This window comes from Bacillus sp. HY001, assembly GCF_007558965.1.
In the GTDB taxonomy this organism is placed as follows: domain Bacteria; phylum Bacillota; class Bacilli; order Bacillales; family Bacillaceae_G; genus Bacillus_A; species Bacillus_A mobilis.
Map to the genome: position 1 here is coordinate 576,200 of NZ_VLTE01000005.1, position 26,453 is coordinate 602,652.

The window sequence follows — 26,453 nt, forward strand, 5'->3', positions numbered from 1 at the left end:
CTATACAATTCCCCTTTCTAACTTTGTTAAATTAGGTCTAAGATGAGTGAGAAGTTGCAGTCGATCGACAACAATGTGATTGTTCTCATTAATATACGCACATTCTGCCGCCTCCGCTCCGTCTTCTTTCTCTTCCGGAGCCCGCATTGCCACATCACTAATTCGAAGTTGCATCGGGTTCATATCAGATGCAGCGATTACAGCATCCGAATCCCCATAATACCCAGCATGTGCAATTCCTCTTAATGATCCTACGACAAAAATATTCCCCCCAGCGATAACCGTTCCGCCTGGATTAACATCTCCAATTAACAATAAATTTCCTTTTACATGTAAAACTTGTCCAGAGCGAACAATTTTGGAAATAGGGACAATTTCTGTTTCTTCTTTCCAAGCTATTGCTTCTGCTTTCGTTATAACATCACTTTCAATTGAATCCACAACAAGATTCTTTTTATTACGAATTAACGTACGAATCTCTTCTTGTTGGACTTCTGTTAAATAACGATTTCCCACTTTCACATGCACTTCAATTAAAGAGCGCCCATCACCATCATAGTAATGTGTAGAAAGCTTTTCATCCAATTCCTCTAGTAATTCAGAGAATGAACAACAATCATCTAAATGAAGCGTTATTCCGTCTTTTGTCCCTTTTATTGTTACATTTTGTTGCTTTTTTTCTTCCACTAAAGTTCACCCCACCGATTCAATTCGACATAAAATTAGAAAATCCTTTTTTCTTTTTCTTCCATCGCTTTTGAAAGACGCACTAAATATCGTCTCAGTGGGAAACAAACTATCAATAAGAAAATTGCATTTAGCAATACAGTAGACAGGAGACGATCTGTGAAAAAGACATACGCTGACATATGAGTACGTCCTAACAAAGTTAAAAATCCATACACATAATACTCTAGTGCTACAATACCAGCTAGTACAATAGAAGCAACAATAAATAAATTTGATTGTAATACCTTCATCACACTATAAACTAAATAAGCTAAAATCGGATACGCAAAAATATATATACCGACAAGTTCTGTGTATACGGTATCAAATAAGAAACCAAATAAGAGTCCGTAATAAATCCCTTGGACCGGACTATAGTACACAGTAATAAAACATAACACAATTATAAAGAAATGAGGTGCTGCTATACTGTCTTTCCAAAAAACCTCTGTTGGAACGATAGTTGCAAACATATTTTCAAATAGAAAAACAAAAAGGAGCAAAAGAGGAAGAGCTGCTCTTTTTAAAATCTTCATCATCTCTTCTCCCCCTCCTATTCTAATGGCGCTGAAGGCGTTGCACGTTTAGCAACCACAATATGCTCTACGTCATTCAAGTCAGCGGCCGGTTTTACATAAGCTGTTTGTGTTAAGCCGTATGGATCTGGCTGCACATCAACGATTGTCCCAATTACAAGACCTTTCGGGAAAATATCACCAAGTCCAGATGTTACAACTAATTGATCTTTCGCTACCTTAGCATCAGAGCCAATCTTTGTGAAAAGAAGTAAGTGCTTTTCTTTGTCGTAACCTTCAATCAATCCGAAGATTTTCTCATCACCTTGTACGATAGCAGAAACACGATTTGTTCGGCTCATAGAGCTTAGCAATTCTACTGATGATGTAAACTGAGATACACTTTTCACTCGTCCAACTAGACCTTGTGAAGTTACTACAGCCATATCTTTTTTAATTCCTTGCTGTGCTCCTTTATCAATTCCGATTAAATCGTACCATTTATCTGGATTACGAGAAACAACAGTAGCTGGAATTTCAGTATATTGGCTATTTAACTCTTTTTTACCCGTTAACTCTTGTAACTTCTTGTTATCATCTTCTAATTGTTTTACTTTCCCTGATAAACCTGCATAATTATCTAATTTTGCTTTTAATTCTTTATTCTCTTCATACGTGCGCTTTACATCCTCTACATTTTCGAAGAATCCAGCTACGTATTTCGCTGGCTTTTGGAATACACGTTCTACAACACCGACAGTGTCTTTAACAAACTGCTCTGGCCATGTTAAACTGTTCCGTTCTTTCAATGAGATTCCAATCAATGCCACGAGAAGAATAATACTAACTAACAAAACAATTAATCTTTTGTTTAAGAAAAACTGTGGCACGTTCACACCCTCTTAATTTCATTGATTTTTATTTTGCAATATTATCGAGCAGCAGTTTTGAAAAGATCGATATTGTCTAATGCTTTACCCGTTCCAATTGCTACGCAATCTAATGGGTCTTCTGCAACAAGAACTGGCATATTTGTCTCTTCACTAATCACTTTATCTAAGTTACGTAGTAATGCTCCGCCACCTGTTAATACGATACCACGGTCCATAATGTCTGCCGCTAATTCAGGTGGAGTTTTCTCTAACGTATTTTTAACAGATTCTACAATTGCATCTACTGTATCTTTTAATGCATCTGCGATTTCTTCTGGCTGAATTAGTACTGTTTTTGGTAAACCACTTACTAAATCACGACCGCGAATTTCCATAGGCTCGATACCTTCTGGCTCGCCTGCAGAACCGATTTCTAATTTTAATGCTTCAGCTGTTCTTTCACCAATCATTAAGTTGTAGCTTTTCTTAATGTACTGAATGATTGAATCATCCATATCATCACCAGCAACACGAACTGATTGACTTGTTACAATACCACCTAAAGAAATGATTGCAACTTCTGTTGTACCACCACCGATATCAACAACCATACTACCAGTTGGTTCCCAAACAGGTAAGTTTGCACCAATTGCTGCTGCAAATGGTTCTTCAATCGGATAAGCATCACGAGCACCCGCTTGACGAGTCGCATCGATTACTGCACGTCTTTCTACAGCTGTAATACCAGACGGTACACATACCATTACGTATGGTTTACGTGAGAAGAATCCATTTGATTTTTGAGCTTGTTGAATGTAATATTTCATCATTGTTGCTGTCGTTTCGTAATCAGCAATTACACCGTCTTTCATCGGGCGAAGTGCCACAACGTTTCCTGGTGTACGACCAATCATTTGTTTTGCATCGCTACCTACAGCAACGATTTGTTTCGTATCAGTTTGTAATGCTACTACTGAAGGTTCACGTAAAACTACACCTTTTCCTTTTACATATACAAGCGTGTTCGCAGTTCCTAAATCTATTCCAAGATCGCGAGTAAAGCCACCAAATCCAAACATATTATTTATCTTCCTTTCTTGTTTTCACGGACTCATTTTTTCTTACTTTATATTATAAAAACAGTACGTTTTTTATATCTTTATCCTTCTTGTAGATAAATTTCTACAAAAAACTCATAAATCACATTATAAAACAAAATAAGTAAAAAGCATAGTCTTAAATATGACCTTTTTCCTTTAAACTCACGAATTTATGGTCACCTATTATAATATGGTCAAGCACTTCAATTCCGATAATCTGGCCACATTCTACTAAGCGTTTTGTTACTTCAATATCCTCTCGGCTCGGCGTGGGATCTCCTGAAGGGTGGTTATGAAGACATATGATAGAGGCTGCTGCACGGCGGAACGCTTCTTTAAAAACTTCCCTTGGATGTACAATTGATGTGTTTAAACTTCCAATGAAAATCGTTTGCCTATGTATAACTTGATTCTTTGTGTTCAAATATAAACATACAAAATGCTCCTGCTGCAGGAAGCGCATTTCTTCCATCATATATCTCGCACAATCTTCTGGGCTTCGAATGCTGTATCTATTTTGATATTCTAAACGTACCATTCTTCTACCAAGTTCAAAAGCAGCTATAAGCTGGGCTGCCTTTGCAATCCCAACACCATGTATACTGACAAGCTCTTCTAACGTTGCATCTTTCAACATACGTAAACCATCAAAGTGATGTAAAATTTTATCTGATAACTTTAAAACTGTTTCTTCTTTAGAACCTGTTCTGAGTAACACCGCAAGAAGCTCCCGATTCGATAAACTTCCTGCTCCTTCTAACAATAAACGCTCCCGTGGCTGTTCTTCTTTGACAACATCACGAATACCGTTCATTTCTCCACCCCTTTTATTTGTTCTCTCAAAGAAAATCCCATGCAATTTTACGCATGGGTTACATCAATATTGAATTGTTTTAATTCCCGAACAAGACGTGAAATCGGTAAACCAACTACACTATAATAGTCTCCTTGAATATGTTGAACAAAAATAGATCCTTTACCTTGAATTCCATAACTTCCTGCTTTATCAAGAGGCTCTTTTGATGCAACGTATGCGTCAATTTCCTCTTCTGTTAATTCCCAAAACGTAACTTCTGTACGCTCGTAAAAAGTGATTGTTTTGTCTTTTGTTATAATTGCAACCCCAGTATACACTTCATGTGTTTTCCCTGATAATAATTGCAACATTTCTTTCGCCTCAGCTTCATTAGAAGGCTTGCCAAGAATACGCGATTCATATGTAACAATTGTGTCTGCACCTAACACAATATGATCACTGTTATTTTCCGCTACCGCAGATGCTTTTTGCAGGGCTAGGGACATTACAATATCAGAAGGTGATGAATACGCACCAATCGTTTCTTCTACTTCACTTACAATGATTTCAAATGGTACATCCGCTAACTCAAGCAGTTCCTTCCTGCGAGGTGACCCTGATGCTAAAATAATTTTTCTCATATTTTCTCCTTCCTTTCTCACATGAAGCAGAATCATTTATATCAATCGTATCAAAGGAATAGTTTGTCCACAAATAAAAGAAATATTATTTTCTCTAAACAAAATAATACTTTTTCACTAAAATACGATTATATTCTTGCCATAGAGAAAGCACTTTGCTCTAAATTCAAAAGAAAAGAAAGAAGTACCTATACTTCTTCCTTCGTCATTTCATTATCCTATTATTTCACCTTTTGTGAAACAATTTTTTCATATGAAAGTATACCATCAATAATAACTTGATTTAATTTCGCCAAAGATTCCTTATCACCTTTTCCATCCTTCACTGTTTGCACAGCTACTGACGTATACATATACAATTTTTTTGCTTCTTCCTGCTTCATACTTTTTCCTTCTTTTTCAATTGCTTTCCACTCTTTTTCAATCGCACCTATATCTTTTGCATTACTTTTTCCACTAGCTTGTACGCTAGAAGCATATTTTGCTAAATGAGTATATAATGGCTGTACTTTTGTTAAAAATGCCCCAACTTCTTTATCATCTTTAAGTAACGCTTTATCTGTTATATCCCAGTTCTTTTTCAATACAGAGACATTATCATTTTTATACTGCGTCATTAATTGATTTATATCTTGTTCATCGCTAGCAATACCAACAACTAATGCATACTTATCACCGCTCGGTTTTAAAGCCGCTACGCCTCCATTACCTTTCCACTCTTCAAGAGCGGCCTGTCCCTTTTCTTCGGAAGAATAAATCCCTCCTTGAACAAAAAATAATTTCATTGGATCTAATGACGTTCCTGTCTGCGCTTTTTGTTTTTCCTCTTTTTGTGCTGGTGTTTGTTCTGACGTTCCACCCACCTTTGATTCTTCATTTTGCACCTGCTTCGAAGCTGTTACTTCACTTCCCCCTGTCGCTCCTTGCCCTTTAAGTAACTGTAACATTCCCATCCCAAATGCCGTACCAATAACAATCGCAGTTGCAACGATTGCAATTAACGTATTGCTCCACTTCTTTCGTTTTTTTTCCGTAGACACTAATTTCGCTTTTTGAAACGGAACAACGTTTTTCGGTCTTTCACTTTCTACTACCATCCATTCAAATTCATCTTTCTTCTTCTCTTCATACTTCGCTTCTGTTCCATTCACTTTCACTGAGATCGTTCGTGATTGCTTGTCCATACACTCACACCTCACCTCTTATCGTTGTCCGCATCATATCATATTCCTTTCACAAAAAAACGAGATATTTGTCAGAGGAATTCGCCAAATAACCCTATATATTTATCTTATATGTATGCATTTGACTTCATTTGTAGAACAAAAAAACTAGATAGCAAAGACTATCTAGTTTTTTTCGCGAATATATTTTCGAACTTCCGAAATGAAATAAAGAGAACCTGTTATGATAAAAACATCGTTTTCTCCAATCATTTTAACCTTCGTATCAATTGCCTCTTTCCAATTTTCAAAAACTAGTTTTGACTCTTTCTTTGCATACGATGCAAGAGTATCGGCAGAAATAGCTCGATCAAAGGCGAATGTTGTAAAAATAATTTCATCGGCAATTGTTTCTAATTGACCTACCATATTATGCAACTGTTTATCACCAAGGGCAGTAAATAAAACTATTACATTTTTATCTTTGTAATGTGATTCTACTGTTTTCACAAGACTTTCGATACCTTCTGGATTATGGGCGCCATCTATAATAACATCTGGATTACTTTGCAGTTTTTCAAATCGCCCAATCCAATACGCTTCCTGTAATCCAGTTCTTATTTCTTCTTCCTCAATTAAAAATGATAAGTATGTTTTGACATACATCACTGCCATAAGTGCAAGTGCTGCGTTTCCTACTTGGTGACTACCTTTCATTGAGATTCGCACATCTGCAAAAGTGGCGAAAGGACAAGTGAAATCGAACTGTTCTCCATCTTTGCTAGACTGTTTATGTAACGCTGTAAAATGGTTGCCTATCTCGTATAAGTTTGCATGATTTTCCTTTGCAACCTTTTGAATGACTTGCAATGCTTCCTCATCTTGTACACCAGTAATAACCGGAACACCAGACTTAATGATCCCCGCCTTCTCATATGCAATTTCTCCTAGTGTATTCCCTAAAATATGCATATGATCGTGGCCAATATTTGTAATAATTGTGAGAACAGGATGAATAACATTCGTAGAATCAAAGCGCCCTCCAAGCCCTGTTTCAAATAAAACAACATCACAGAAATTAACTTTACCGAAATAACAAATTGCCATAACAGTAATAATTTCAAACTCAGTTGCTTCCCCTAAATCCGTCTCATCTAGTTTTTCAACGACTGGCTTTACCATCTTTACAAGTTCAGTAATCTCTTCATCTGTAATTGGTGTTCCGTTCACACTAATACGTTCGTTAAATGTTTCAATATAAGGAGAGGTAAATGTTCCTACCTTATATTTTGCATCTTCTAACATGTAGCGCATATATGTTAACGTTGAACCTTTTCCATTTGTACCAGCAAGATGAACACATTTTATGTGACGCTCTGGATTTCCGAGCTCTTCTAGCATCCATCTCATTCTTTCTAATCCTGGTTTAATACCAAACTTCAATCGGCTATGAATCCACCCTATCGCTTCTTCGTATGTATGTATCACGTATGCTTTCCCCTTTCAAAAGACAACTTTCATACTCCTATTATACGCAAAGAAAAGAGACTCACCAATATAGTGAGTCTCTAAAAAATATTTTACTTTTCAAGATCTGCTAGACGTTGGCGAACTGCTTCACGTTTTTCTAGGTAGTCTTGCTCTTTCGCACGCTCTCCGTCAATAACTGCTGCAGGAGCTTTCGCTACGAAACCTTGGTTTGAAAGTTTCTTCTGTACACGTTCTACTTCTTTGTCAAACTTCTCAAGTTCTTTCTCAAGACGCGCTTTCTCTTCATCAAGATTGATAAGATCAGCTAACGGTAAGAATAACTCTGCACCTGATACGATTGCAGTCATTGCTTTTTCTGGCGCTTGTAAATCCGTTTGAATTGTTAATTCGCTTGGGTTACAGAAACGCTCAATGTAAGAGCTGTTTTTCGTAAGTTGAGCAAGTACAGCCTCATCTTTTGCTTTAATTTGCATTTGAACTTTTTTGCTCATTGGCGTATTAACTTCTGCACGGATGTTACGAACAGAGCGAATGATATCAACTAGAAGGTGCATTTCTGCTGCCGCTTCTTTATCTTGTAAATCTTCGCGAACTGTTGGCCACGCTGCTACTGTAATAGACTCGCCTTCATGCGGTAAATGTTGCCAAATTTTCTCTGTTACGAATGGCATGAATGGGTGTAATAGACGCATTGTTTGGTCTAATACGTAAGCTAAAATAGAACGAGTTGTTTTCTTAGCTGCTTCATCTTCACCGTATAAAGGAAGCTTTGCCATCTCAATGTACCAGTCACAGAAATCGTCCCAAATGAAGTTGTATAATGAACGACCAGCTTCACCGAACTCATATTTATCCATGTTACGTGTTACGCTTTCGATTGTTTCGTTTAAGCGAGTTAAAATCCACTTATCCGCAACTGATTTTTCACCAGTTAAATCGATTTCTTCATACTTCATATCATCCATGTTCATTAATACGAAACGTGATGCATTCCAAATTTTATTAATGAAGTTCCAAGTAGATTCTACTTTCTCCATGCTGAAACGTAAATCTTGACCTGGTGCACTTCCTGTTGATAAGAAATAGCGCATTGCATCTGCACCGTACTTCTCGATAACATCCATTGGATCAATACCGTTACCAAGAGATTTACTCATTTTACGTCCTTGCTCATCACGAACTAAACCGTGAATTAATACATCTTTAAATGGACGCTCGCCTGTAAACTCTAAACCTTGGAAAATCATACGAGATACCCAGAAGAAGATGATGTCATAACCCGTTACTAGTGCATCTGTTGAATAGTGACGTTTGAAGTCTGCTGCATCTTCATTTGGCCAACCAAGTGTTGAGAATGGCCATAGCGCTGAACTGAACCACGTATCAAGTACGTCGTTATCTTGATTCCAGTTTTCAAGGTCTGCTGGTGCTTCTGTACCTACGTATACTTCACCAGTTTCTTTATGATACCAAGCTGGAATGCGGTGTCCCCACCATAATTGACGAGAAATACACCAGTCGTGAATGTTCTCCATCCAGCGTAAATATGTGTTTTCGAAACGCTCTGGTACGAACGTTACTTTCTCTTCTTCTTTTTGTTGAAGCGCTACTGCCTTCTCAGCAAGTGGAGCCATTTTTACGAACCATTGTGTTGATAAGTAAGGCTCAACAACTGCACCACTACGCTCACTGTGACCTACTGAATGCATATGAGGCTCGATTTCTACTAATACGCCCGCTTCTTGTAAGTCTTTTACTAACGCTTTACGACATTCGAAACGATCCATGCCGTTATACTTACCAGCTTTTTCGTTCATCGATCCATCTTCGTTCATTACTAAGATACGTGGTAAGTCATGACGGTTACCTACTTCAAAGTCATTCGGGTCATGAGCTGGTGTAATTTTTACAACGCCTGTTCCGAAATCTTTTTCTACGTACTCATCAGCAATAATCGGAATCTCACGGCCTACGATTGGAAGTGTAACTGTTTTTCCGATTAAATGCTTGTAACGATCGTCTTCTGGATGAACCGCTACCGCTGTATCACCAAGCATCGTTTCTGGACGAGTTGTTGCAAGACGAATATGACCAGAACCATCTGTTAATGGGTAGTTCATATGGTAGAATGCACCTTGAACTTCTTTGTGAATTACTTCAATATCAGAAAGGGCTGTGCGTGTTGCTGGGTCCCAGTTGATAATATATTCACCACGGTAAATTAAGCCTTTTTCATATAATTGAACGAATACTTTATTAACTGCATCAGATAAACCTTCGTCTAATGTGAAACGTTCGCGAGAATAGTCTAGTCCTAAACCAACTTTCCCCCATTGTTGACGAATGTGAGACGCGTATTCTTCTTTCCACTCCCAAGCTTTTTCAAGGAACTTCTCACGGCCAAGATCGTAACGTGAAATACCTTCTTCACGAAGTTTTCCTTCTACTTTCGCTTGTGTTGCGATACCCGCATGGTCCATTCCTGGAAGCCATAATACATCGTATCCTTGCATACGCTTCGTACGAGTTAAAATATCTTGAAGAGTTGTATCCCAAGCATGACCTAAGTGTAACTTACCAGTTACGTTCGGAGGTGGAATTACAATTGTATACGGTTGTTTCTTCTCGTCTCCTGTTGCTTCAAAATATTTGCCTTCTAACCACCACTGATAAAGGCCTTCTTCAACGGACATATGATCATATTTAGTTGGTAAATTCTTTTCCGTGTTTGACATTATTTTCCCTCCTTAAAATAAAAAATGCCCCTCATCCAAAAAAGGACGAGGGACATCGCGGTACCACCTTTATTTACAAACAAATTCAGAATTTGCTTATACTCTTAATTTGATAACGGACAAATCCGTCTTTTCCTAATGAGAACTATTCCGTTCAGAAAAGATGCTCCAGGGCTACCTTCTAACATAACTATCTAGAGAATCTCCCAGCTAATGATTCTCCTCTCTGAAGACGTTTCTTGTTATACTCTTCCCCTTCAAGGCATTTATATGATTGTTAATTATTATATACAATAGTGTAAAAAACGAAACCCTATTCGTCAAGATAAATTTAAGACTACGAATTTTTTGATGCACAAAAAAGATAAGTAGAGGATGCTACTTATCTTTTTATCCGTTCCCTTGCTGGGCAGCTTGTAATTGCGAAAGGAAATATTCTATATTGCTAACGAGCCAATGCGATTGTTGCAAGCTCTTTACTCCAAGAAGTTCATTTTCCTCATTACGACTCTCTCTTCTTTTCTTATAAGACTGGATTTGCCGAATAAATTGTGATGGATACGTCATATACGCAAACATGAGTAGTTGCTCTTCTTTCGTAAAAGGAAAATTTTTTTGGTACATTTGATACCATTCAAACCGATCACTTCGCGCAATTGGATATGTGTTTAACGACCTAGAATAAAACCCTACTATATCTTGCACCGGTGTTGCAAACTTCGATTTTTCTAAACTAATAAAATAGCCGTTCCGTTCATAATCAAATAAAAAATGATTAAGTGATACGTTACCATGCACAAAAGTAATACGTGTTTTTTCTTTTTCTTTCATCGCATCGTTCCACTCATTTAATTGCTTCGTTGCGAACTCACGCGCCCTCATTACATGATGATAATACGTACAATATTGCAATTCAAACGGAGACATATACCATTTCGCTTCAGATTCTACAAGAAACTCTTCTAACATCTCACCATCATTTTCCCAACGATCGGATATATTTGTATAATGTTTCTCTAAATCTTCTTCTGTATACGTTTCTTCTTTTACCGTTTTTTGATGTAACGCTCCGAGAGTCTGGAACATTTTATGGTATTGATCATTATCCTCGCCGTTCCCTTCCGCACGTTCTAACCAAGGCATTAAATAATAATTATACGTACCGTCATTTAAAATATAATTTCCATCCGTCGCATGGTATATAGGTACATAATTCGAAAAACCTTTCTCCTTCAAATATTGAATATGATGCAGAAAGTTATTCCGCTCTAACTTTCTGCCTTCTATTTTCTTGAGTGCATATGGACCTTGATTCGTGTAAATTTTCATTACACTTCCGTGCTCTTCCATATGCTGCGTATCCAATCTATATTGCCTTACAATGGGTTCATAGCGATTTCGTAATTCCATATCCATACGAATAACCCTTTCTATTCAAAACATAGCCTTTAGAAAAATAAGTGAGTGAAAGCACTCACTTATTTCGCTTTTGCTCTTGAAACAGGAATATAAATAATTTGCCCTGCAGTTAAATATATATCTTCTGTTTGATTGACACGATATAAGTTTTGTACAGACGTTTCATAACGATCTGCAACAGATTCGATTGTATCTCCTTCTTGCACGAAATACATTCTTAACTTTGTAAATTCTTCTTCTGGTTCTTTCGTAAATATTTTCGTTAAATAAAGCGCATTTTCATCTCGCTGTGAGTAGGCTTCTTCTTCTTCTTGCTCTTCTTGCTTTTTCTTTTTCTCTTTTTCTTTCTTAAAATCTTTTCGTCCGAACAATTCAAATTGCGGCGTTGTTTCTTTCTCTTCTTCACGCTCTACAAATTCATGTTCTTCTATTTCCGCTTCCTCTACTTCCTGCTCTTTTCTTTCTTCTAGTTGGAACGGTTCAAATGCGTAATCTTCCCACTCATCTGATTCCTTATAAGCTGGTTCTTCTACGTGCGGCGTTGGTCTAGTTTCATACTCTTGTGCTGCATCATCCTCTAACTCAGCATACGCCGTTTCTTCCTCTTCATCTTCAATTCTTTCTTCATCACATAAACCTGTAATAGATATATCCGCTAATAATTGTAAGCAACCATTTTCCTTTAATTCATAATCAAATTCCTCGATAGATACATATAGTTCTTCAATTACTTTCACACGGTTTCTCGGAATTGATATTTCAAGCGGAAAGGAATGAACAAGTTCATTAACCCCATCTTCTCTTGTTTCTACATAATCAATTGACTTTGCTGGTGATAGATCTCTCAATGAATAAGCCGAATCATCTTGCCTTGCAACATACTCTCCCGTTAAATCTAATTGCCCTCTCACGATAACTTCATGATCAAGCTCTTCTATCTCAACGTCTGGATCTAACGAAATTGACAAAAGTTCTTCGACTTCCTGTCCTTTTTGGAACCAAACAGATTCTTTTAATGAAAAACGTAATGAATGATCTGTTGCCACTTCTTTTCCCCCTCCCAAACTATATGTCATTACAGATTTATGTACGGAAAGCTGACTTTATGAATAAAAAAAATCGCCCCCCTTATGGAGAGCGATTTTCTTTATTCAATTAAGCTTTTAATTTTGACATGGCAATCTCAGCAGCTGCAATTGTCGCTTCAATATCTGCATCACTATGCGCTGTCGATAAGAATAAGCCTTCAAATTGAGATGGCGGCAAGAATACACCTTGCTCTACCATTTCACGATAGTAAGCTGCAAAGAATTCTAAGTTTGAAGATTTTGCTGCATCGTAATTAATAACTTGTTCATCTGTAAAGAAGATACCAATCATAGAACCCGTACGGTTAATATGATGCGGAATGCCATGTTTTTCAGCCGCTTTACGTAAGCCAGCTTCTAACATTTCAGCTTTACGCTCGAATTCTACATATGATTCTGGCGTTAACTGTACTAACGTTTCATAACCTGCTGCCATTGCAAGTGGGTTACCTGATAAAGTACCTGCTTGGTAAATCGGTCCGCTCGGTGCAACTTGTCGCATAATTTCTGCTTTACCACCATATGCTCCTACTGGTAAACCGCCACCGATTACTTTACCTAAACAAGTTAAATCAGGTGTTACACCGTAATAACCTTGCCCACAATTATAAGCAACTCGGAATCCTGTCATGACTTCATCAAAAATAAGTAATGCACCGTTTTGCTCTGTTACTTCACGAAGACCTTCTAAAAATCCTGGTTGTGGAGGAACAACACCCATATTCCCTGCTACTGGTTCTACGATGACACAAGCAATATCATCACCGAATTGTTCGAAAGCGTATTTCACACTTTCTAAATCGTTATACGCTACTGTAATTGTATTTTTCGCTACACCTTCTGGTACACCAGGACTATCTGGTAAACCTAACGTCGCCACACCAGAACCCGCTTTAATTAATAACGAATCACCATGACCGTGGTAACAACCGATGAATTTCAAAATTTTGTTACGGCCTGTATAACCACGAGCTAAACGTAGCGCACTCATTGTCGCTTCTGTTCCTGAGTTAACCATACGTACAATCTCAATTGATGGTACGCGCTCAATAACAAGTTTCGCTAATTCATTCTCAATTTCCGTTGGAGCACCGAAGCTTGTCCCTCTTTCAGCAACAGATTTTAACGCTTCCACAACACGGTGGTTTGCATGACCATGAATTAAAGGACCCCATGATAATACGTAATCGATGTATTCATTCCCATCGATATCGTATACTTTAGAGCCTTTTCCACGCTCCATAAACAACGGATTCATACCGACAGACTTAAAGGCACGAACAGGGCTATTTACGCCTCCAGGCATTAAATCTTGCGCCTCTTCAAACGCCGCAATCGACTTATCAAACTTTTTCATTATTTAGCGCCTCCTTCTTGTAACCATCTTGCTGCATCTTTCGCATGATACGTAATAATTAAATCTGCTCCTGCACGTTTCATACTAATTAATTTTTCAAGTACAACTTCTTTTTCATTAATCCAACCATTTTGCGCTGCCGCTTTAATCATCGAATATTCACCACTTACGTTATAAGCAACGACTGGTAAATTAAAGTTATTTTTCACATCACGAACAATATCTAAGTAAGAAAGAGCTGGCTTTACAATTAAAAAATCTGCCCCTTCCATTACATCTGATTCTGCTTCACGGAATGCTTCCATACGGTTCGCTGGGTCCATTTGATATGTTTTACGGTCACCAAATTGTGGTGCACCATGCGCCGCATCACGGAACGGCCCGTAAAATGCTGATGAATATTTCACAGCGTAAGACATAACTGGTACATGCCCAAAACCATTTTCATCTAATGCGTGGCGAATCGCTGTTACAAATCCGTCCATCATGTTTGATGGCGCAATAATGTCCGCTCCCGCTTTCGCTTGGCTTACAGCTGTTTTCGCAAGAACTGCAAGAGACTCGTCATTTAAAATAATACCATCTTCGATTACACCGCAATGACCATGGCTTGTGAATTGACATAAACATGTATCCGCAACTACTACTAACTCAGGGAATTCACCTTTAATTTGCTGAATTGCACGTTGCACAATTCCATGATCACAATATGCTGATGATCCAACTTCATCTTTTTCAGCAGGTAAACCAAATACAATAACAGAACGGATACCTAAATCAACAACCTCTTGCATTTCAGCTTGCAATAAATCTAAAGACATTTGATATACACCTGGCATAGAAGGCACTTCATTACGAACATTTTCTCCTTCTAATACAAAAATAGGGTAAATAAAATCTTCCGTATGTAAAAACGTTTCACGCACAAGCGCACGCATATTACCACTTTGTCTTAAGCGACGATGACGATTAAATTGTAAAGAGTTCATAGATTTCTATCCCCATTCTTTTATTTTATCCCGCTATTTGCGGGCAGTAAGACCCTACTAATTAAAGTTTCACTTTATAGATTCACAAATACATTGTAGTAATGCTTCTACAGTGTACTCTTTCGGCATAATAATATGCGGAAAATAAAGGCTCGCCTCTTTTTCCGTAATAGGCCCTATACAAGCAATTGTACATTTTTTTGTCCATTCTCTCCAGTTTGTACCCTCAAGTAAACGAACAAAACTAGTAACAGTGGAAGGGCTCGTAAATGTAATAACGTCTACTTTCCCTACTTCTAACGCTTCTATCAGCTCTCGCTTTTTCTCTACATTTTCTTTCGTACCATATACGATTAGCTCATCTAGAGAAACACCAATTTGGCGAAGTGCAACTGGAATTACATCTCTTGCTAAATTCCCTTTCGGAAATAAAATGCATTCGTTTCCACTTAGTCTTTTTACAAACTCTTCTGCAAATACTTCTGCAACAAATGAAGTTGGAACAAAGTCCACTTTATAGCCCCGTTTTTCTAACTCTAACCTTGTCTTCACGCCTACTGCAGCAATTTTAGTCGTTACAGGGAGCTTCTTTCTCAAACGATCTAGAAAAAAAGCTACCCCATTTTTACTCGTAAAAATAACCCAGTCATACGAATGTAGTTGCCCTGCTATATGCTGAATCTGTCTATGAGACATACCTTCCATACGCAAAAGCGGAATTTCCAATGGAATTCCGCTCTTTTCTTTCACCGCTACACTCATTTGTTTTGCTTGATGCTGGGCACGTGTAATCAATACCGTTTTGCCAGCGAGAGCGTTCATATTTATTGTTGCCCCTTATTTGCAGCAAGAATGAGTTCTTTTGCGCCTTGTTTAATTAAACGGTCCGCAGCCTCTAATCCTACTTCCGCTGGATTAGTTCCTACTACTGTCTCTTTCAATAAAACAGAACCGTCCATAGAACCGACAAGAGCTGTTAATTCGATTGCATCGTTTTCTGTAAGGGTTGCATATCCAGCGATTGGAACTTGGCATCCACCTTCAAGTTTATGAAGAAATACTCGCTCTGCTGCCACTGTTTTTTCTGTTACTGCATCATTCATATGCGCTAACAGCTGTAGTAAATCCTTATCATCCTCACGGCACTCAATCGCTAATGCACCTTGTCCTACAGCAGGTACACATAACGTCTCATCTAAATGTTCTGTAATAACTTCATTATCCCAGCCCATTCTTTGTAATCCAGCTGTCGCTAAAATGATTGCATCGTAATCTTCTTCTTGTAATTTACGTAAACGTGTATCGATATTTCCACGAATCCACTTCACTTGTAAATCTGGTCTTGCAGCTAATAATTGTGCACTGCGTCTTAAACTACTTGTACCTAAAATAGCGCCTTCTGCTAACTCTTTAAACGATGCTCCGCTTTTTGAGATAAAAGCATCGCGAGGATCAACACGCTTCGGTGTACAACCAATCATTAATCCTTCTGGAAGTACGGCCGGCATATCTTTCATACTATGTACAGCCATATCAATTTCTTTCGTAAGTAACGCATGTTCAATCTCTTTCACAAACAAGCCTTTTCCGCCTACTTTTGAAAGAGTAACATCTAAAATAACATCACCTTTTGTGACGATTTCTTTCACTTCAAATTCATATGGTAAACCTAGCGCTTTTAACTGATCAATAAACCAGTTTGTTTGCGTTAATGCTAATTTACTCTTTCGTGACCCTACAATAATTTTGCGCATAATTCTCTCTCCTCATTATAAATACCAAAAGTGGAAGTTGGATAAACTGCTTAATAGAAAAATATTGATTAGCATTACGAGAAATGCTCCGATGTTCCACTGTACGATTTTCTTTCCTTGCAACACATCTGCCACTCGTAAATATAGGCCAGCACAATATACAAATAGAACGACAAAAGATCCGATCACTTTCGTATCATACCAATGGAAATTGTCCAATTTCGTATATCCCCATATGCATCCTAATAAAATAGCTAGTAAGAAAAATGGAACAGAAAATAAATTTAATCCGTAAGACATCGATTCTAGCTTCGGTAAATTCCCTAACCTTCTTAATCTCGCATTCCATTTTTTCTTTTTTAATAGGCGATATTGTAATAAATACATGATAGAAAAAATGAACGATACAGTGAAAGTTGCATAAGAAATAATAGCCATACCGACGTGTACATATACCAGTTCCGAAACTAATTGCTCCGCAAGTACCGGCGACATCTTTCCGAGCGGTGTAAAAATAGAAAAAGCGCTTACGCCAAATGCGACAACATTTGTAAAAAAGACTAGAAAGTCGATTCTCATAAATCGATTAATGACTAACGACATCGTAATCAATAACCAAACATAAAAATAAATCCCTGATAGTAAAGTTAATATAGGGTTCGTTTCTGAATCTGTAGCCCGAAGTAACATGAAGATAGACTGCAGAACCCATACAATCGAAAGTAACCAAAAAGCAAATCGGTTCGCCTTTCGGTTACTTTGGAAATAATCTATAAAATATAAACTAATGCTACAAGCATATAAAATAATTGCAATATGATAAATAATACTGTTATTTAAAAAACTCATCCGATCATCCTTCCAAATTATAAAGATGGAACGGATGGTGTCCACGCTCTTTTATGTTCTACTTCTTCCGCACTACTCTCTACGTCTTCCATTTCTAAATCGAAAATCTTTGCAAATAACGCTAATTTTTCGTCTGCTCCCTCTTCAGCAGCTATTTCTTTCGCTACTAAAATTGGGTCTTTTAATAATTGATTAATAATACTTTTCGTATGCTTACTAATTACCTTTCTCTCACGATCACTAAGATTCGGTATTTTGCGTTCCAAACTTTCCATCGTTTCACTTTGGATAGCAAGTGCCTTATCACGAAGAGCTGCTATTAACGGAACAACACCTAGTGTACTTAACCACGTTTTAAATAAAACAATTTCCTCTTCAATCATAAATTGAATTTTCTCTGCTTCTTTCAAACGCTCAGCACGATTTGCTTCCACTACTCCTTGCAAATCATCAATGTCATATAAGAAAGAACCTTCTAGTTCATCAATTGCTGGATCAATATCACGCGGCACTGCAATATCCACCATAAATAACGGACGACCAGAGCGCATTTTCTCTACCTTTGTCATCATCTCTTTCGTAATGACATACTCAGATGCACCAGTTGAACTAATTAAAATATCTGCTTCTAATAATGCACATTGCAATTCACTTAAAGGCTTTGCATGTCCCATATATTTCTCAGCCATTACTTCCGCTTTCGTAAACGTCCTATTCATGACTGTTACTTTTCGAGCACCGCTTCCATATAAGTTTTGCAGTGCCAGTTCACCCATTTTTCCAGCACCAAGAATAAGTACGTGACAATCTGTTAGCTCGCCGAATATTTTCTTCCCAAGCTCGACAGCAGCATAACTAACAGACATCGCACTTTCACCAATTGTCGTTTCTGAGTGCGCGCGTTTCGCTAACGTCACCACTTGCTTAAACAATTCATTAAAAATTGTACCTGTTGCTTTTACTTGTTGCGCTTCTAAAAAGCTATCTTTTATTTGACCTAAAATCTGCGTTTCTCCAACTACCATAGAATCTAAACCGCACGTTACGCGGAATAAATGATCTATTGCACCATCTTGTTCAAAAATAGTTAAGTATGGTGCGACTTCTTCTATTTCAAGCTGAAACCAATCAGCTAAAAACTTCTTAATATAATACCGTCCCGTGTGTAATTGATCGACAACAGCGTAAATCTCAGTGCGATTACAAGTGGATACAATGACATTCTCTAACACGCTCTTTTGATTTTGTAATGTAGTCATTGCTTGCTCTAGCTCTGCTGCCTGAAATGTGAGTTTCTCACGAAATTCTACAGGGGCTGTTCGATAATTTACACTAACAACAAGAATATGCACGCAGCATGTCCCCCTTCACCCGTTTTATCACTTTATCTACTATCATAATACAACTTTCCTCTTATGAATCTGACAATCGTGTGAACAACCGATTATTTTTTATTTATTCTCCGTATGTAATAAAGGAGATTCAGTAAAATTAATAAAGACTTTCTACTTTATAATGATTATAAATTAATAACTCTATTTGTACGTTACCAAAAAAAGCACTCATAATCAAGTGATGGAAACTATTCCATATGAATTATAACATCATCTTTCCTATCTTCTTTCATCATGAAGGAAAATATGTATGATTGTTCCAAATTGTAGCACAAACTTTTTCAATACAATGTATTTGACATTGTATTTCTTTTTCGTTATATTGATTTTACAAAATTAAATTGTGCACAACTTAATCAGAGGGGAGTTATGTATGACAGAGAATTCTTTACATCTAGATAATCAACTTTGTTTCTCCATTTACGCCTGTTCTAAAGAAGTAACCCGCTTTTATCGACCATATTTAGAAGAGATGGGTATTACGTATCCCCAGTACATTACTTTACTCGTACTATGGGAGCAAGATGGACTAACAGTAAAAGAAATTGGAGAACGTCTATTTTTAGATTCCGGTACGTTAACACCTATGTTAAAACGAATGGAATCATTAAATCTTGTAATACGCGTTCGTTCTAAAGAAGATGAGCGCAAAGTTTGTATTGAATTAACAGAACAAGGTAAAAATTTAAAAGAAAAGGCTTGTTCATTGCCGACAACAATGGCAACAAATTTAGGAATTACAGAACAAGAGTATCGTTCTTTATTAATTCAATTAAATAAACTAATGGAAACAATGAAAACAATAAATGATAGAAAAGGGGAATAAACATGGATAAATTATATACTGCTTCAGTAACTGCTACAGGTGGAAGAAACGGAAAAGTAGTTTCAGATGATGGCATATTAAATCTTGATGTAAAAATGCCGAAAGCACTAGGTGGTGCAGGCGGAGAGGCAACGAATCCAGAACAACTATTTGCTGCTGGTTATGCCGCTTGTTTTGATAGTGCATTACAACTTGTCATTCGTACAAAACGTGTGAAAGTAGAAAGTACAGAAGTAACTGCTCACGTTTCTATCGGAAAAGATACAGATGGTGGTTTTGGCCTATCTGCTGTACTTGATGTACACGTTGCTGGCGTTTCTCACGCTGAAGCACAAGAACTTGTAGAAGCTGCTCACGGTGTATGTCCTTATTCGAAAGCAACAAGAGGAAATATTGAGGTTACATTAAACGTAAAATAAAAAAATGTAGTAAATAAAAAAAACGCGCGACATTCGTCACGCGTTTTTTGTTTTTGTCATTTTATGAATTGCCTTCCACGCTTCTTCTTTTCCAAGTCCTGTTTCAGAAGAGAATAGAACAATTTCATCGCCAATTTCAACAGCAAGCGTTTCTTTTACAACTTTTAAATGCTTTTGCCATTTCCCTTTCGGAATTTTATCGGCTTTCGTCGCAATAATAATTGTTGGGATTTCATAATGCTTTAAGAAATCATACATCATCACGTCATCGTTTGTTGGTTGGTGACGTAAATCAACTACTAATACAGCTGCGTCTAATTGCTCACGCGTTGTAAAGTATGTTTCAATCATCTTGCCCCATGCTGCGCGCTCTGATTTAGATACTTTCGCATATCCATAACCTGGAACGTCAACAAAATGCATCATCTCATTGATTAAGAAAAAGTTCAGCGTTTGCGTTTTCCCTGGTTTAGAAGAAATACGTACTAACTTTTTACGATTTAAAATTTTATTAATAAAGGAAGACTTCCCGACATTTGAACGACCTGCTAATGCAATTTCTGGTAAATCACTGTCTGGATATTGTTCTGGTTTAACAGCACTAATTACAATATCTGCTTTTGTTACTTTCATTGTTTCACTCCTACTAATGCGTGCTCCAATACTTCATCTAAATGAGATGCAAGCACAAACGTAAGGTTTTCTTTTACGCTTTCTGGAATATCATCTAAATCTTTCTCGTTTTCTGCTGGCAAAATAATTTTTGTTAAGCCTGCGCGGTGAGCACTTAATGTTTTTTCTTTTAAACCACCAATTGGTAATACACGACCACGAAGTGTAATTTCACCTGTCATCCCCACTTCTTTACTTACAGGAATACCTGTTAGTGCAGAAATAAGTGCCGTTGCCATCGTAATACCTGCCGACGGTCCATCTTTTGGAACTGCTCCTTCTGGAACATGAATATGAATATCATTTTTCTCATGGAAATTCGGATCAATCTGAAGTTCTTCTGCACGAGAACGAATATAGCTAAACGCTGCTTGTGCGGATTCTTTCATAACATCCCCAAGTTTCCCTGTTAAAATTAATTTCCCTTTACCTGGCGCTACAGACACTTCAATCGCTAGTGTATCGCCGCCTGCTGCTGTATACGCTAACCCTGTCGCCATACCAACTTGGTCTGTTTTTTCAGCTTGCCCATAACGGAATATGTGCTTACCAAGTAAATCAACAATGTTTTTCTCTGTTACTACAATACGCTTGCGTTCTGCTGTAACGATAATTTTTGCTGCTTTACGACAAACTTTTGCAATTTGGCGCTCTAGTGTACGAACACCAGCCTCACGTGTATAATAACGAATAATTTCAAGAAGCGCTTCATCACGTACTTGTAAATTACCTTTTCGTAAGCCATGCTCTTTTAATTGTTTCGGCAATAAATGTTCACGGGCAATGTGAACTTTTTCAAGTTCAGTATAACCAGCAATCGAAATAATTTCCATACGGTCAAGCAATGGACCTGGAATACTTGAAAGTGTATTCGCAGTGGCTACAAACATAACTTTCGATAAATCATATGGTTCTTCAATGTAATGATCACTAAAGTTATGATTTTGTTCTGGGTCTAACACTTCAAGTAATGCTGCTGATGGATCTCCACGGAAATCGTTAGACATTTTATCAATCTCATCTAATAAAAAGACTGGATTAACTGTTTTCGCCTTTTTCATACCTTGAATAATGCGTCCTGGCATCGCTCCAACATACGTACGACGGTGACCACGGATTTCAGATTCATCACGTACACCACCAAGGGATACACGGACAAAATTACGATTTAATGATGTTGCAATTGAACGCGCTAACGAAGTTTTCCCGACTCCAGGAGGTCCTACTAAGCAAAGGATAGGTCCTTTTAATGAATTCGTTAACTTCTGTACAGCTAAATATTCAAGTACGCGCTCTTTCACTTTCTCAAGACCGTAATGATCTTTGTTCAAAATCTCTTCAGAATGAGCAAGATCAATCATATCTTCTGTTGCTTCTGTCCACGGCAGAGCTAATAACCAGTCCATATAATTACGAATAACACCGCTCTCAGCAGAACTTGCTGGTAATTTTTCATAACGGTCTAATTCTTTCAGTGCAGCCTTCATTGTTTCTTCCGGCATTCCCGACTGTTCAATCTTCTCACGAAGTTCTTCAACTTCCCCGCCCTTACCTTCTTTATCGCCAAGTTCAGTTTGAATCGCCTTCATTTGCTCACGTAAGAAATATTCTTTTTGCGTGCGCTCCATTGAACGTTTCACTTTTTGTCCAATTTTCTTTTCTAAACTAAGTAACTCTTGTTCATCTTGAATAATTGAAATAAGTGTATGTAATCGTTCCTTCACAGATACAATCTCTAAGATTTCTTGTTTCTGCTTCGTTTTAATTGGCAAGTGAGAAGCAATTAAATCAGATAATCTTCCTGGCTCTTCTACATCAGCTACCGTTGCAAATGTTTCATTTGAAACTTTTTTCGAAACTTTAATATATTGTTCGAAATGCTCCAGTAATGTGCGCATAAGAGCTTTCTCTTCTAGATCATCTTCCACTTCTTCCGTTACCGTTTTGATGGAAACTTGCACTATATTTTCTTCTTCGATAAACTCTACTACTTCAGCTCTATGTAAACCTTCTACAAGGACACGAAGCGTACCGTTCGGCAATTTTAACATTTGCTTCACTTTCGCCACTGTACCTACACTATATATGTCATCTTCTTTCGGATCATCGATATTCATTTCTTTTTGCATCGCTAAAAAGATGATATTTTCATCCATTGCCGCCTGCTCTAGTGCTTGTATCGATTTATCACGTCCTACATCAAGATGCAGAACCATCGTTGGATATACGAGAACGCCTCTTAATGGTAGGAGGGGTACGATTCTTTCATTCGTATTCATACTAGACATAGCACCTCCATAATAAATTAAACTCCTGTTCAACTATTTTATATTACAATACATCTAGATGCAATTGCAGAGATTTTCCGCAATTGTAAATCCCTCGTTTTTCTCCCTGTTAAAAAGGAAAAAAGACTCCGCTTAAGCATACAAACTTAAACGAAGTCTGGCAAATTTTATTATCGTTCATTCTCACATGGATTGTGCATCTGTTTCATCTACAGTAGTATGTATATCAATGTCTCGATGCATATTTTCCTGCATAAATGTTAACTCAAATACTTCTTTTAACTTACGAACAGGAATGATTTCAATTCCTTTTATTGTGTACAAAAACGGTTGCATGTTTTCAGCAGGAATAATAACTTTCTTCGCACCTGCTTTTTTCGCAGCTTTTATTTTTGCGTACACACCACCAATAGGTTTCACTTCACCGTGTATACTTATTTCACCGGTCATCGCTACTTCATTATTCACATACGTACGATGCACTGCTGAATATACACCCGTTGCCATAGCAATACCTGCAGAAGGCCCATCAATTGGGATACCACCTGGAAAATTAATATGTATATCGTATCCTTCTGGCAACACATCTAGAGAACGAAGTACCGTTAATACATTATCTACAGAACCTTTCGCCATACTTTTACGGCGAATGGATTTCGTTTGACTACCAATACTTTCCTCTTCAACAATTCCGGTAACATTTACCGATCCTTTATCTTTCGCCTTGATTGCTGTTACTTCAATTTCTAATAACGCGCCTGTATTTGGTCCGTATACAGCAAGTCCATTTACAAGGCCGATTCTTGGAATAGGATAAATACGTTTTTCATATTTTGGTGTAAGTTGGCTAGAGTGAACAACCCACTCTATATCTTCATCTTTAATGAAAGAACGTTCTTCATTTATTGCCATTCCAGCAGAAATTTGCACAAGATTAATCGCTTCTCGTCCATTTCTTGCATACATCCCAATCATTTCAATACCATTTTCGCCCATTTGCATTTCCACTTTGTCAGCTGCATTCTTCGCTACTTTTTGAATCTCTTCTGTATCTAACTCACGGAAAAATACTTCTAAGCAGCGTGACCGAATAGCAGGAGGAATCTCCTCCGGCGAACGTGTCGTCGCCCCAACTAAGCGAAAATCAGCTGGTAAACCTTTTTGAAAAATGTCATGAATATATGTTGGAATCATCGTATTCTCTTCACTATAGTATGCACTTTCCAAAAACACTTTCCGGTCTTCTAGCACCTTTAACATTTTGTTCATTTGAATCGGGTGTAGTTCACCAATCTCATCAATAAACAAAATACCACCATGTGCATCTGTTACCGCACCTTTTTTCGGTTGCGGAATACCCGCTTGCCCCATTGCACCAGCACCTTGATAAATCGGATCATGTACCGAACCGATTAAAGGGTCTGCAATACCACGTTCATCAAACCTAGCTGTCGTCGCATCCAGTTCAATAAATGTTGCATTCGTGCGAAATGGAGATTTTGGATTTCGTTTTGCTTCCTCTAAAACAAGACGTGCTGCCGCTGTCTTCCCAACACCTGGTGGACCATATATAATCACATGTTGCGGGTTCGGGCCACAAAGAGCCGCTTTTAACGACTTAATCCCGTCCTCTTGCCCTACAATATCTAAAAAGGATGTAGGACGCACCTTTTCCGCAAGCGGCTCTGTTAAAGAAATCTCGCGCATTTTACGAAGCTGTTCTAATTCTTTTTTCGATTCTCGATCAATTGAAACTTTTTGTGTTCGCTGATTTCGAAGTAAATGCCAAAAATACAATCCGACAATTACACCAAAAACAAGTTGAACAAGTAAAAATATATTTGTCCAGCTCATCATTTATTTCCTCCCGCAATGTTTTATCTCTTAGTATTTCCGCGGAGGAACATAGCTAAACATAAAGAAAAACAGCAATTATAAAAATTGCTGTTTCTCCTTCGCACTATGCAGATGTTTTTGTATCAAGTACAGTACCGTCTTGTAACACCAATTTTGGTGGTGCATTATCAGCTACTGTTTCTTTCGTAAGAATACACTTCTCAATATCTTTGCGAGATGGAAGTTCGAACATTACATCCAGCATTAAGCCTTCAATAATAGAACGAAGTCCACGAGCACCTGTTTTACGTTCAATTGCTTTTTTCGCAATTTCAATTAGTGCGCCTTCTTCAAACTCTAACTCAACATCGTCAAGCTCCAATAGTTTTTGGAATTGCTTAACAAGTGCATTTTTCGGTTTCGTTAAAATATCAACAAGAGCATCTTCATCAAGCGGCTCTAGGTTCGCAATAACTGGAAGACGACCGATAAACTCTGGAATTAAACCAAATCTTAAAAGGTCTTCTGGTAATACGTGAGATAAAACATGCTTCTCATTTACATCAGCATTTTTCTTCTCAGCACCAAATCCAATTACTTTTTCACCAAGACGACGTTTAATAATTGGCTCGATGCCATCAAACGCTCCACCACAGATGAATAAGATATTCGTTGTATCAATTTGAATAAACTCTTGGTGCGGATGCTTACGACCACCTTGAGGTGGAACACTTGCTACAGTACCTTCTAAAATTTTCAGAAGCGCCTGCTGCACACCTTCACCAGATACATCACGTGTAATTGATGGATTTTCGGACTTACGTGCCACTTTATCAATCTCATCAATATAAATGATTCCTTTTTCCGCTTTTTCTACATCATAATCAGCTGCTTGGATTAATTTTAGTAAGATGTTTTCTACATCTTCCCCAACATATCCAGCTTCTGTTAAAGATGTTGCGTCCGCGATCGCAAATGGAACATTTAAAATACGCGCTAATGTTTGTGCCAATAATGTTTTACCACTACCAGTTGGCCCAATAAGTGAAATATTACTCTTCGCTAATTCTACATCATCAATTTTGCTGTTAGAATTAATGCGTTTGTAATGGTTATATACCGCTACCGCTAGTGCTTTTTTCGCGTTATCTTGTCCGATGACATACTCATCTAAGATTTCACGAATTTCTACCGGTTTCGGTACATCTTTGAATTCTACTTCTTCGTCCTTCGCAAGCTCCTCTTGTACAATTTCAGTACAAAGTTCGATACACTCGTCACAAATGTAAACACCTGGACCTGCAACTAACTTTCGAACTTGCGTTTGTGTTTTACCACAGAAAGAACATTTTAATTGACCTTTTTCATCATTAAATTTAAACATATTTTCACACCCCTTACAAAGTGCTAACCTCTTGCCTTCGTATGTACACGATAAATGTATCGTATGTAAATACATATTATGTCACTACGTGGCGAGAAATACAAATAATATGACTAGTTATGTACAAATAAAAAAA

23 protein-coding genes and 1 other annotated feature are annotated in these 26,453 nt (G+C 37.6%); of the genes, 2 read left to right on the plus strand and 21 right to left on the minus strand.

The window, feature by feature from the left end; genetic code table 11:
• From minC to hemA, 17 genes are all read right to left on the minus strand, one after another.
• Entirely contained in the window at positions 1–687 is a 687-nt protein-coding gene (minC, locus tag FOT98_RS05755) for a septum site-determining protein MinC (RefSeq protein WP_000391511.1), read from the minus strand.
• A gap of 35 nt (positions 688–722) precedes the next feature.
• Positions 723–1,268 carry a rod shape-determining protein MreD gene (gene mreD, locus FOT98_RS05760; RefSeq protein WP_061677153.1) on the minus strand — a complete coding sequence of 182 codons (546 nt, stop codon included), beginning with the start codon at positions 1,266–1,268 and terminating at the stop codon, positions 723–725.
• A gap of 14 nt (positions 1,269–1,282) precedes the next feature.
• Positions 1,283–2,134 (minus strand): rod shape-determining protein MreC, encoded by an 852-nt coding sequence (gene mreC / locus FOT98_RS05765; protein WP_061677151.1) that lies wholly within the window; start codon positions 2,132–2,134, stop codon positions 1,283–1,285.
• A gap of 41 nt (positions 2,135–2,175) precedes the next feature.
• The gene (gene mreB / locus FOT98_RS05770) at positions 2,176–3,195 is read right to left on the minus strand and encodes a cell shape-determining protein MreB (RefSeq protein WP_000466737.1); all 1,020 of its coding nucleotides are present in this window, start codon (positions 3,193–3,195) and stop codon (positions 2,176–2,178) included.
• A gap of 157 nt (positions 3,196–3,352) precedes the next feature.
• Positions 3,353–4,030, minus strand: coding sequence for a DNA repair protein RadC (gene radC / locus FOT98_RS05775; protein WP_001013378.1), 678 nt, complete (start codon positions 4,028–4,030; stop codon positions 3,353–3,355).
• A 47-nt stretch (positions 4,031–4,077) separates the two neighbouring features.
• Positions 4,078–4,653 carry a Maf family protein gene (locus FOT98_RS05780; RefSeq protein ID WP_063261276.1) on the minus strand — a complete coding sequence of 192 codons (576 nt, stop codon included), beginning with the start codon at positions 4,651–4,653 and terminating at the stop codon, positions 4,078–4,080.
• Positions 4,654–4,874: 221 nt separating this feature from the next.
• Entirely contained in the window at positions 4,875–5,837 is a 963-nt protein-coding gene (locus FOT98_RS05790) for a hypothetical protein (protein ID WP_063261277.1), read from the minus strand.
• Positions 5,838–6,002: 165 nt separating this feature from the next.
• Entirely contained in the window at positions 6,003–7,304 is a 1,302-nt protein-coding gene (locus tag FOT98_RS05795; protein WP_063261278.1) for a bifunctional folylpolyglutamate synthase/dihydrofolate synthase, read from the minus strand.
• Positions 7,305–7,396: 92 nt separating this feature from the next.
• On the minus strand, positions 7,397–10,042 hold the full coding sequence (locus tag FOT98_RS05800; protein ID WP_063261279.1) for a valine--tRNA ligase: 2,646 nt from the start codon (positions 10,040–10,042) through the stop codon (positions 7,397–7,399).
• Between the two features lie 38 nt (positions 10,043–10,080).
• Positions 10,081–10,312: a binding site (T-box leader), on the minus strand.
• A gap of 120 nt (positions 10,313–10,432) precedes the next feature.
• Entirely contained in the window at positions 10,433–11,458 is a 1,026-nt protein-coding gene (gene ysxE / locus FOT98_RS05805) for a spore coat protein YsxE (RefSeq protein ID WP_063261280.1), read from the minus strand.
• Positions 11,459–11,520: 62 nt separating this feature from the next.
• Entirely contained in the window at positions 11,521–12,537 is a 1,017-nt protein-coding gene (gene spoVID / locus FOT98_RS05810) for a stage VI sporulation protein D (RefSeq protein ID WP_140384206.1), read from the minus strand.
• A gap of 79 nt (positions 12,538–12,616) precedes the next feature.
• The gene (gene hemL / locus FOT98_RS05815; RefSeq protein ID WP_063261282.1) at positions 12,617–13,906 is read right to left on the minus strand and encodes a glutamate-1-semialdehyde 2,1-aminomutase; all 1,290 of its coding nucleotides are present in this window, start codon (positions 13,904–13,906) and stop codon (positions 12,617–12,619) included.
• Positions 13,906–14,895 (minus strand): porphobilinogen synthase, encoded by a 990-nt coding sequence (gene hemB / locus FOT98_RS05820; RefSeq protein ID WP_001087079.1) that lies wholly within the window; start codon positions 14,893–14,895, stop codon positions 13,906–13,908. Before hemB ends, hemL begins: the two co-directional genes overlap by 1 nt.
• 69 nt (positions 14,896–14,964) lie before the next feature.
• Positions 14,965–15,717, minus strand: a complete 753-nt coding sequence (gene hemD, locus FOT98_RS05825; protein WP_063261283.1) for a uroporphyrinogen-III synthase — start codon at positions 15,715–15,717, stop codon at positions 14,965–14,967.
• A 2-nt stretch (positions 15,718–15,719) separates the two neighbouring features.
• Positions 15,720–16,649 (minus strand): hydroxymethylbilane synthase, encoded by a 930-nt coding sequence (gene hemC, locus FOT98_RS05830; RefSeq protein ID WP_063261284.1) that lies wholly within the window; start codon positions 16,647–16,649, stop codon positions 15,720–15,722.
• A 15-nt stretch (positions 16,650–16,664) separates the two neighbouring features.
• A complete protein-coding gene (locus FOT98_RS05835) occupies positions 16,665–17,498 on the minus strand; it encodes a cytochrome c biogenesis protein (protein ID WP_000008998.1) in 834 nt (277 codons plus the stop codon).
• Positions 17,499–17,515: 17 nt separating this feature from the next.
• The gene (gene hemA / locus FOT98_RS05840) at positions 17,516–18,850 is read right to left on the minus strand and encodes a glutamyl-tRNA reductase (protein WP_063261285.1); all 1,335 of its coding nucleotides are present in this window, start codon (positions 18,848–18,850) and stop codon (positions 17,516–17,518) included.
• Between the two features lie 415 nt (positions 18,851–19,265).
• Here hemA and FOT98_RS05845 point away from each other — a divergent pair, with 415 nt between their 5' ends.
• Both FOT98_RS05845 and FOT98_RS05850 read left to right on the plus strand, forming a co-directional pair.
• Positions 19,266–19,718 carry a MarR family winged helix-turn-helix transcriptional regulator gene (locus tag FOT98_RS05845; RefSeq protein ID WP_063261286.1) on the plus strand — a complete coding sequence of 151 codons (453 nt, stop codon included), beginning with the start codon at positions 19,266–19,268 and terminating at the stop codon, positions 19,716–19,718.
• Positions 19,719–19,720: 2 nt separating this feature from the next.
• The gene (locus tag FOT98_RS05850) at positions 19,721–20,137 is read left to right on the plus strand and encodes an organic hydroperoxide resistance protein (RefSeq protein WP_061677128.1); all 417 of its coding nucleotides are present in this window, start codon (positions 19,721–19,723) and stop codon (positions 20,135–20,137) included.
• Positions 20,138–20,173: 36 nt separating this feature from the next.
• Here the strand turns inward: FOT98_RS05850 and ysxC are convergent, their stop codons facing one another.
• The 4 genes from ysxC to clpX all read right to left on the minus strand — a co-directional run bounded on the left by ysxC (position 20,174) and on the right by clpX (position 26,317).
• Positions 20,174–20,770: a ribosome biogenesis GTP-binding protein YsxC gene (gene ysxC, locus FOT98_RS05855; RefSeq protein ID WP_000869114.1), complete on the minus strand. Its 597-nt coding sequence runs from the start codon at positions 20,768–20,770 to the stop codon at positions 20,174–20,176.
• Positions 20,767–23,097, minus strand: coding sequence for an endopeptidase La (lon, locus tag FOT98_RS05860; RefSeq protein WP_144290971.1), 2,331 nt, complete (start codon positions 23,095–23,097; stop codon positions 20,767–20,769). Before lon ends, ysxC begins: the two co-directional genes overlap by 4 nt.
• Before the next feature lie 183 nt (positions 23,098–23,280).
• On the minus strand, positions 23,281–24,951 hold the full coding sequence (gene lonB / locus FOT98_RS05865) for an ATP-dependent protease LonB (protein WP_061677509.1): 1,671 nt from the start codon (positions 24,949–24,951) through the stop codon (positions 23,281–23,283).
• A 106-nt stretch (positions 24,952–25,057) separates the two neighbouring features.
• On the minus strand, positions 25,058–26,317 hold the full coding sequence (clpX, locus tag FOT98_RS05870) for an ATP-dependent protease ATP-binding subunit ClpX (protein WP_063261287.1): 1,260 nt from the start codon (positions 26,315–26,317) through the stop codon (positions 25,058–25,060).
• Positions 26,318–26,453 lie beyond the last annotated feature (136 nt).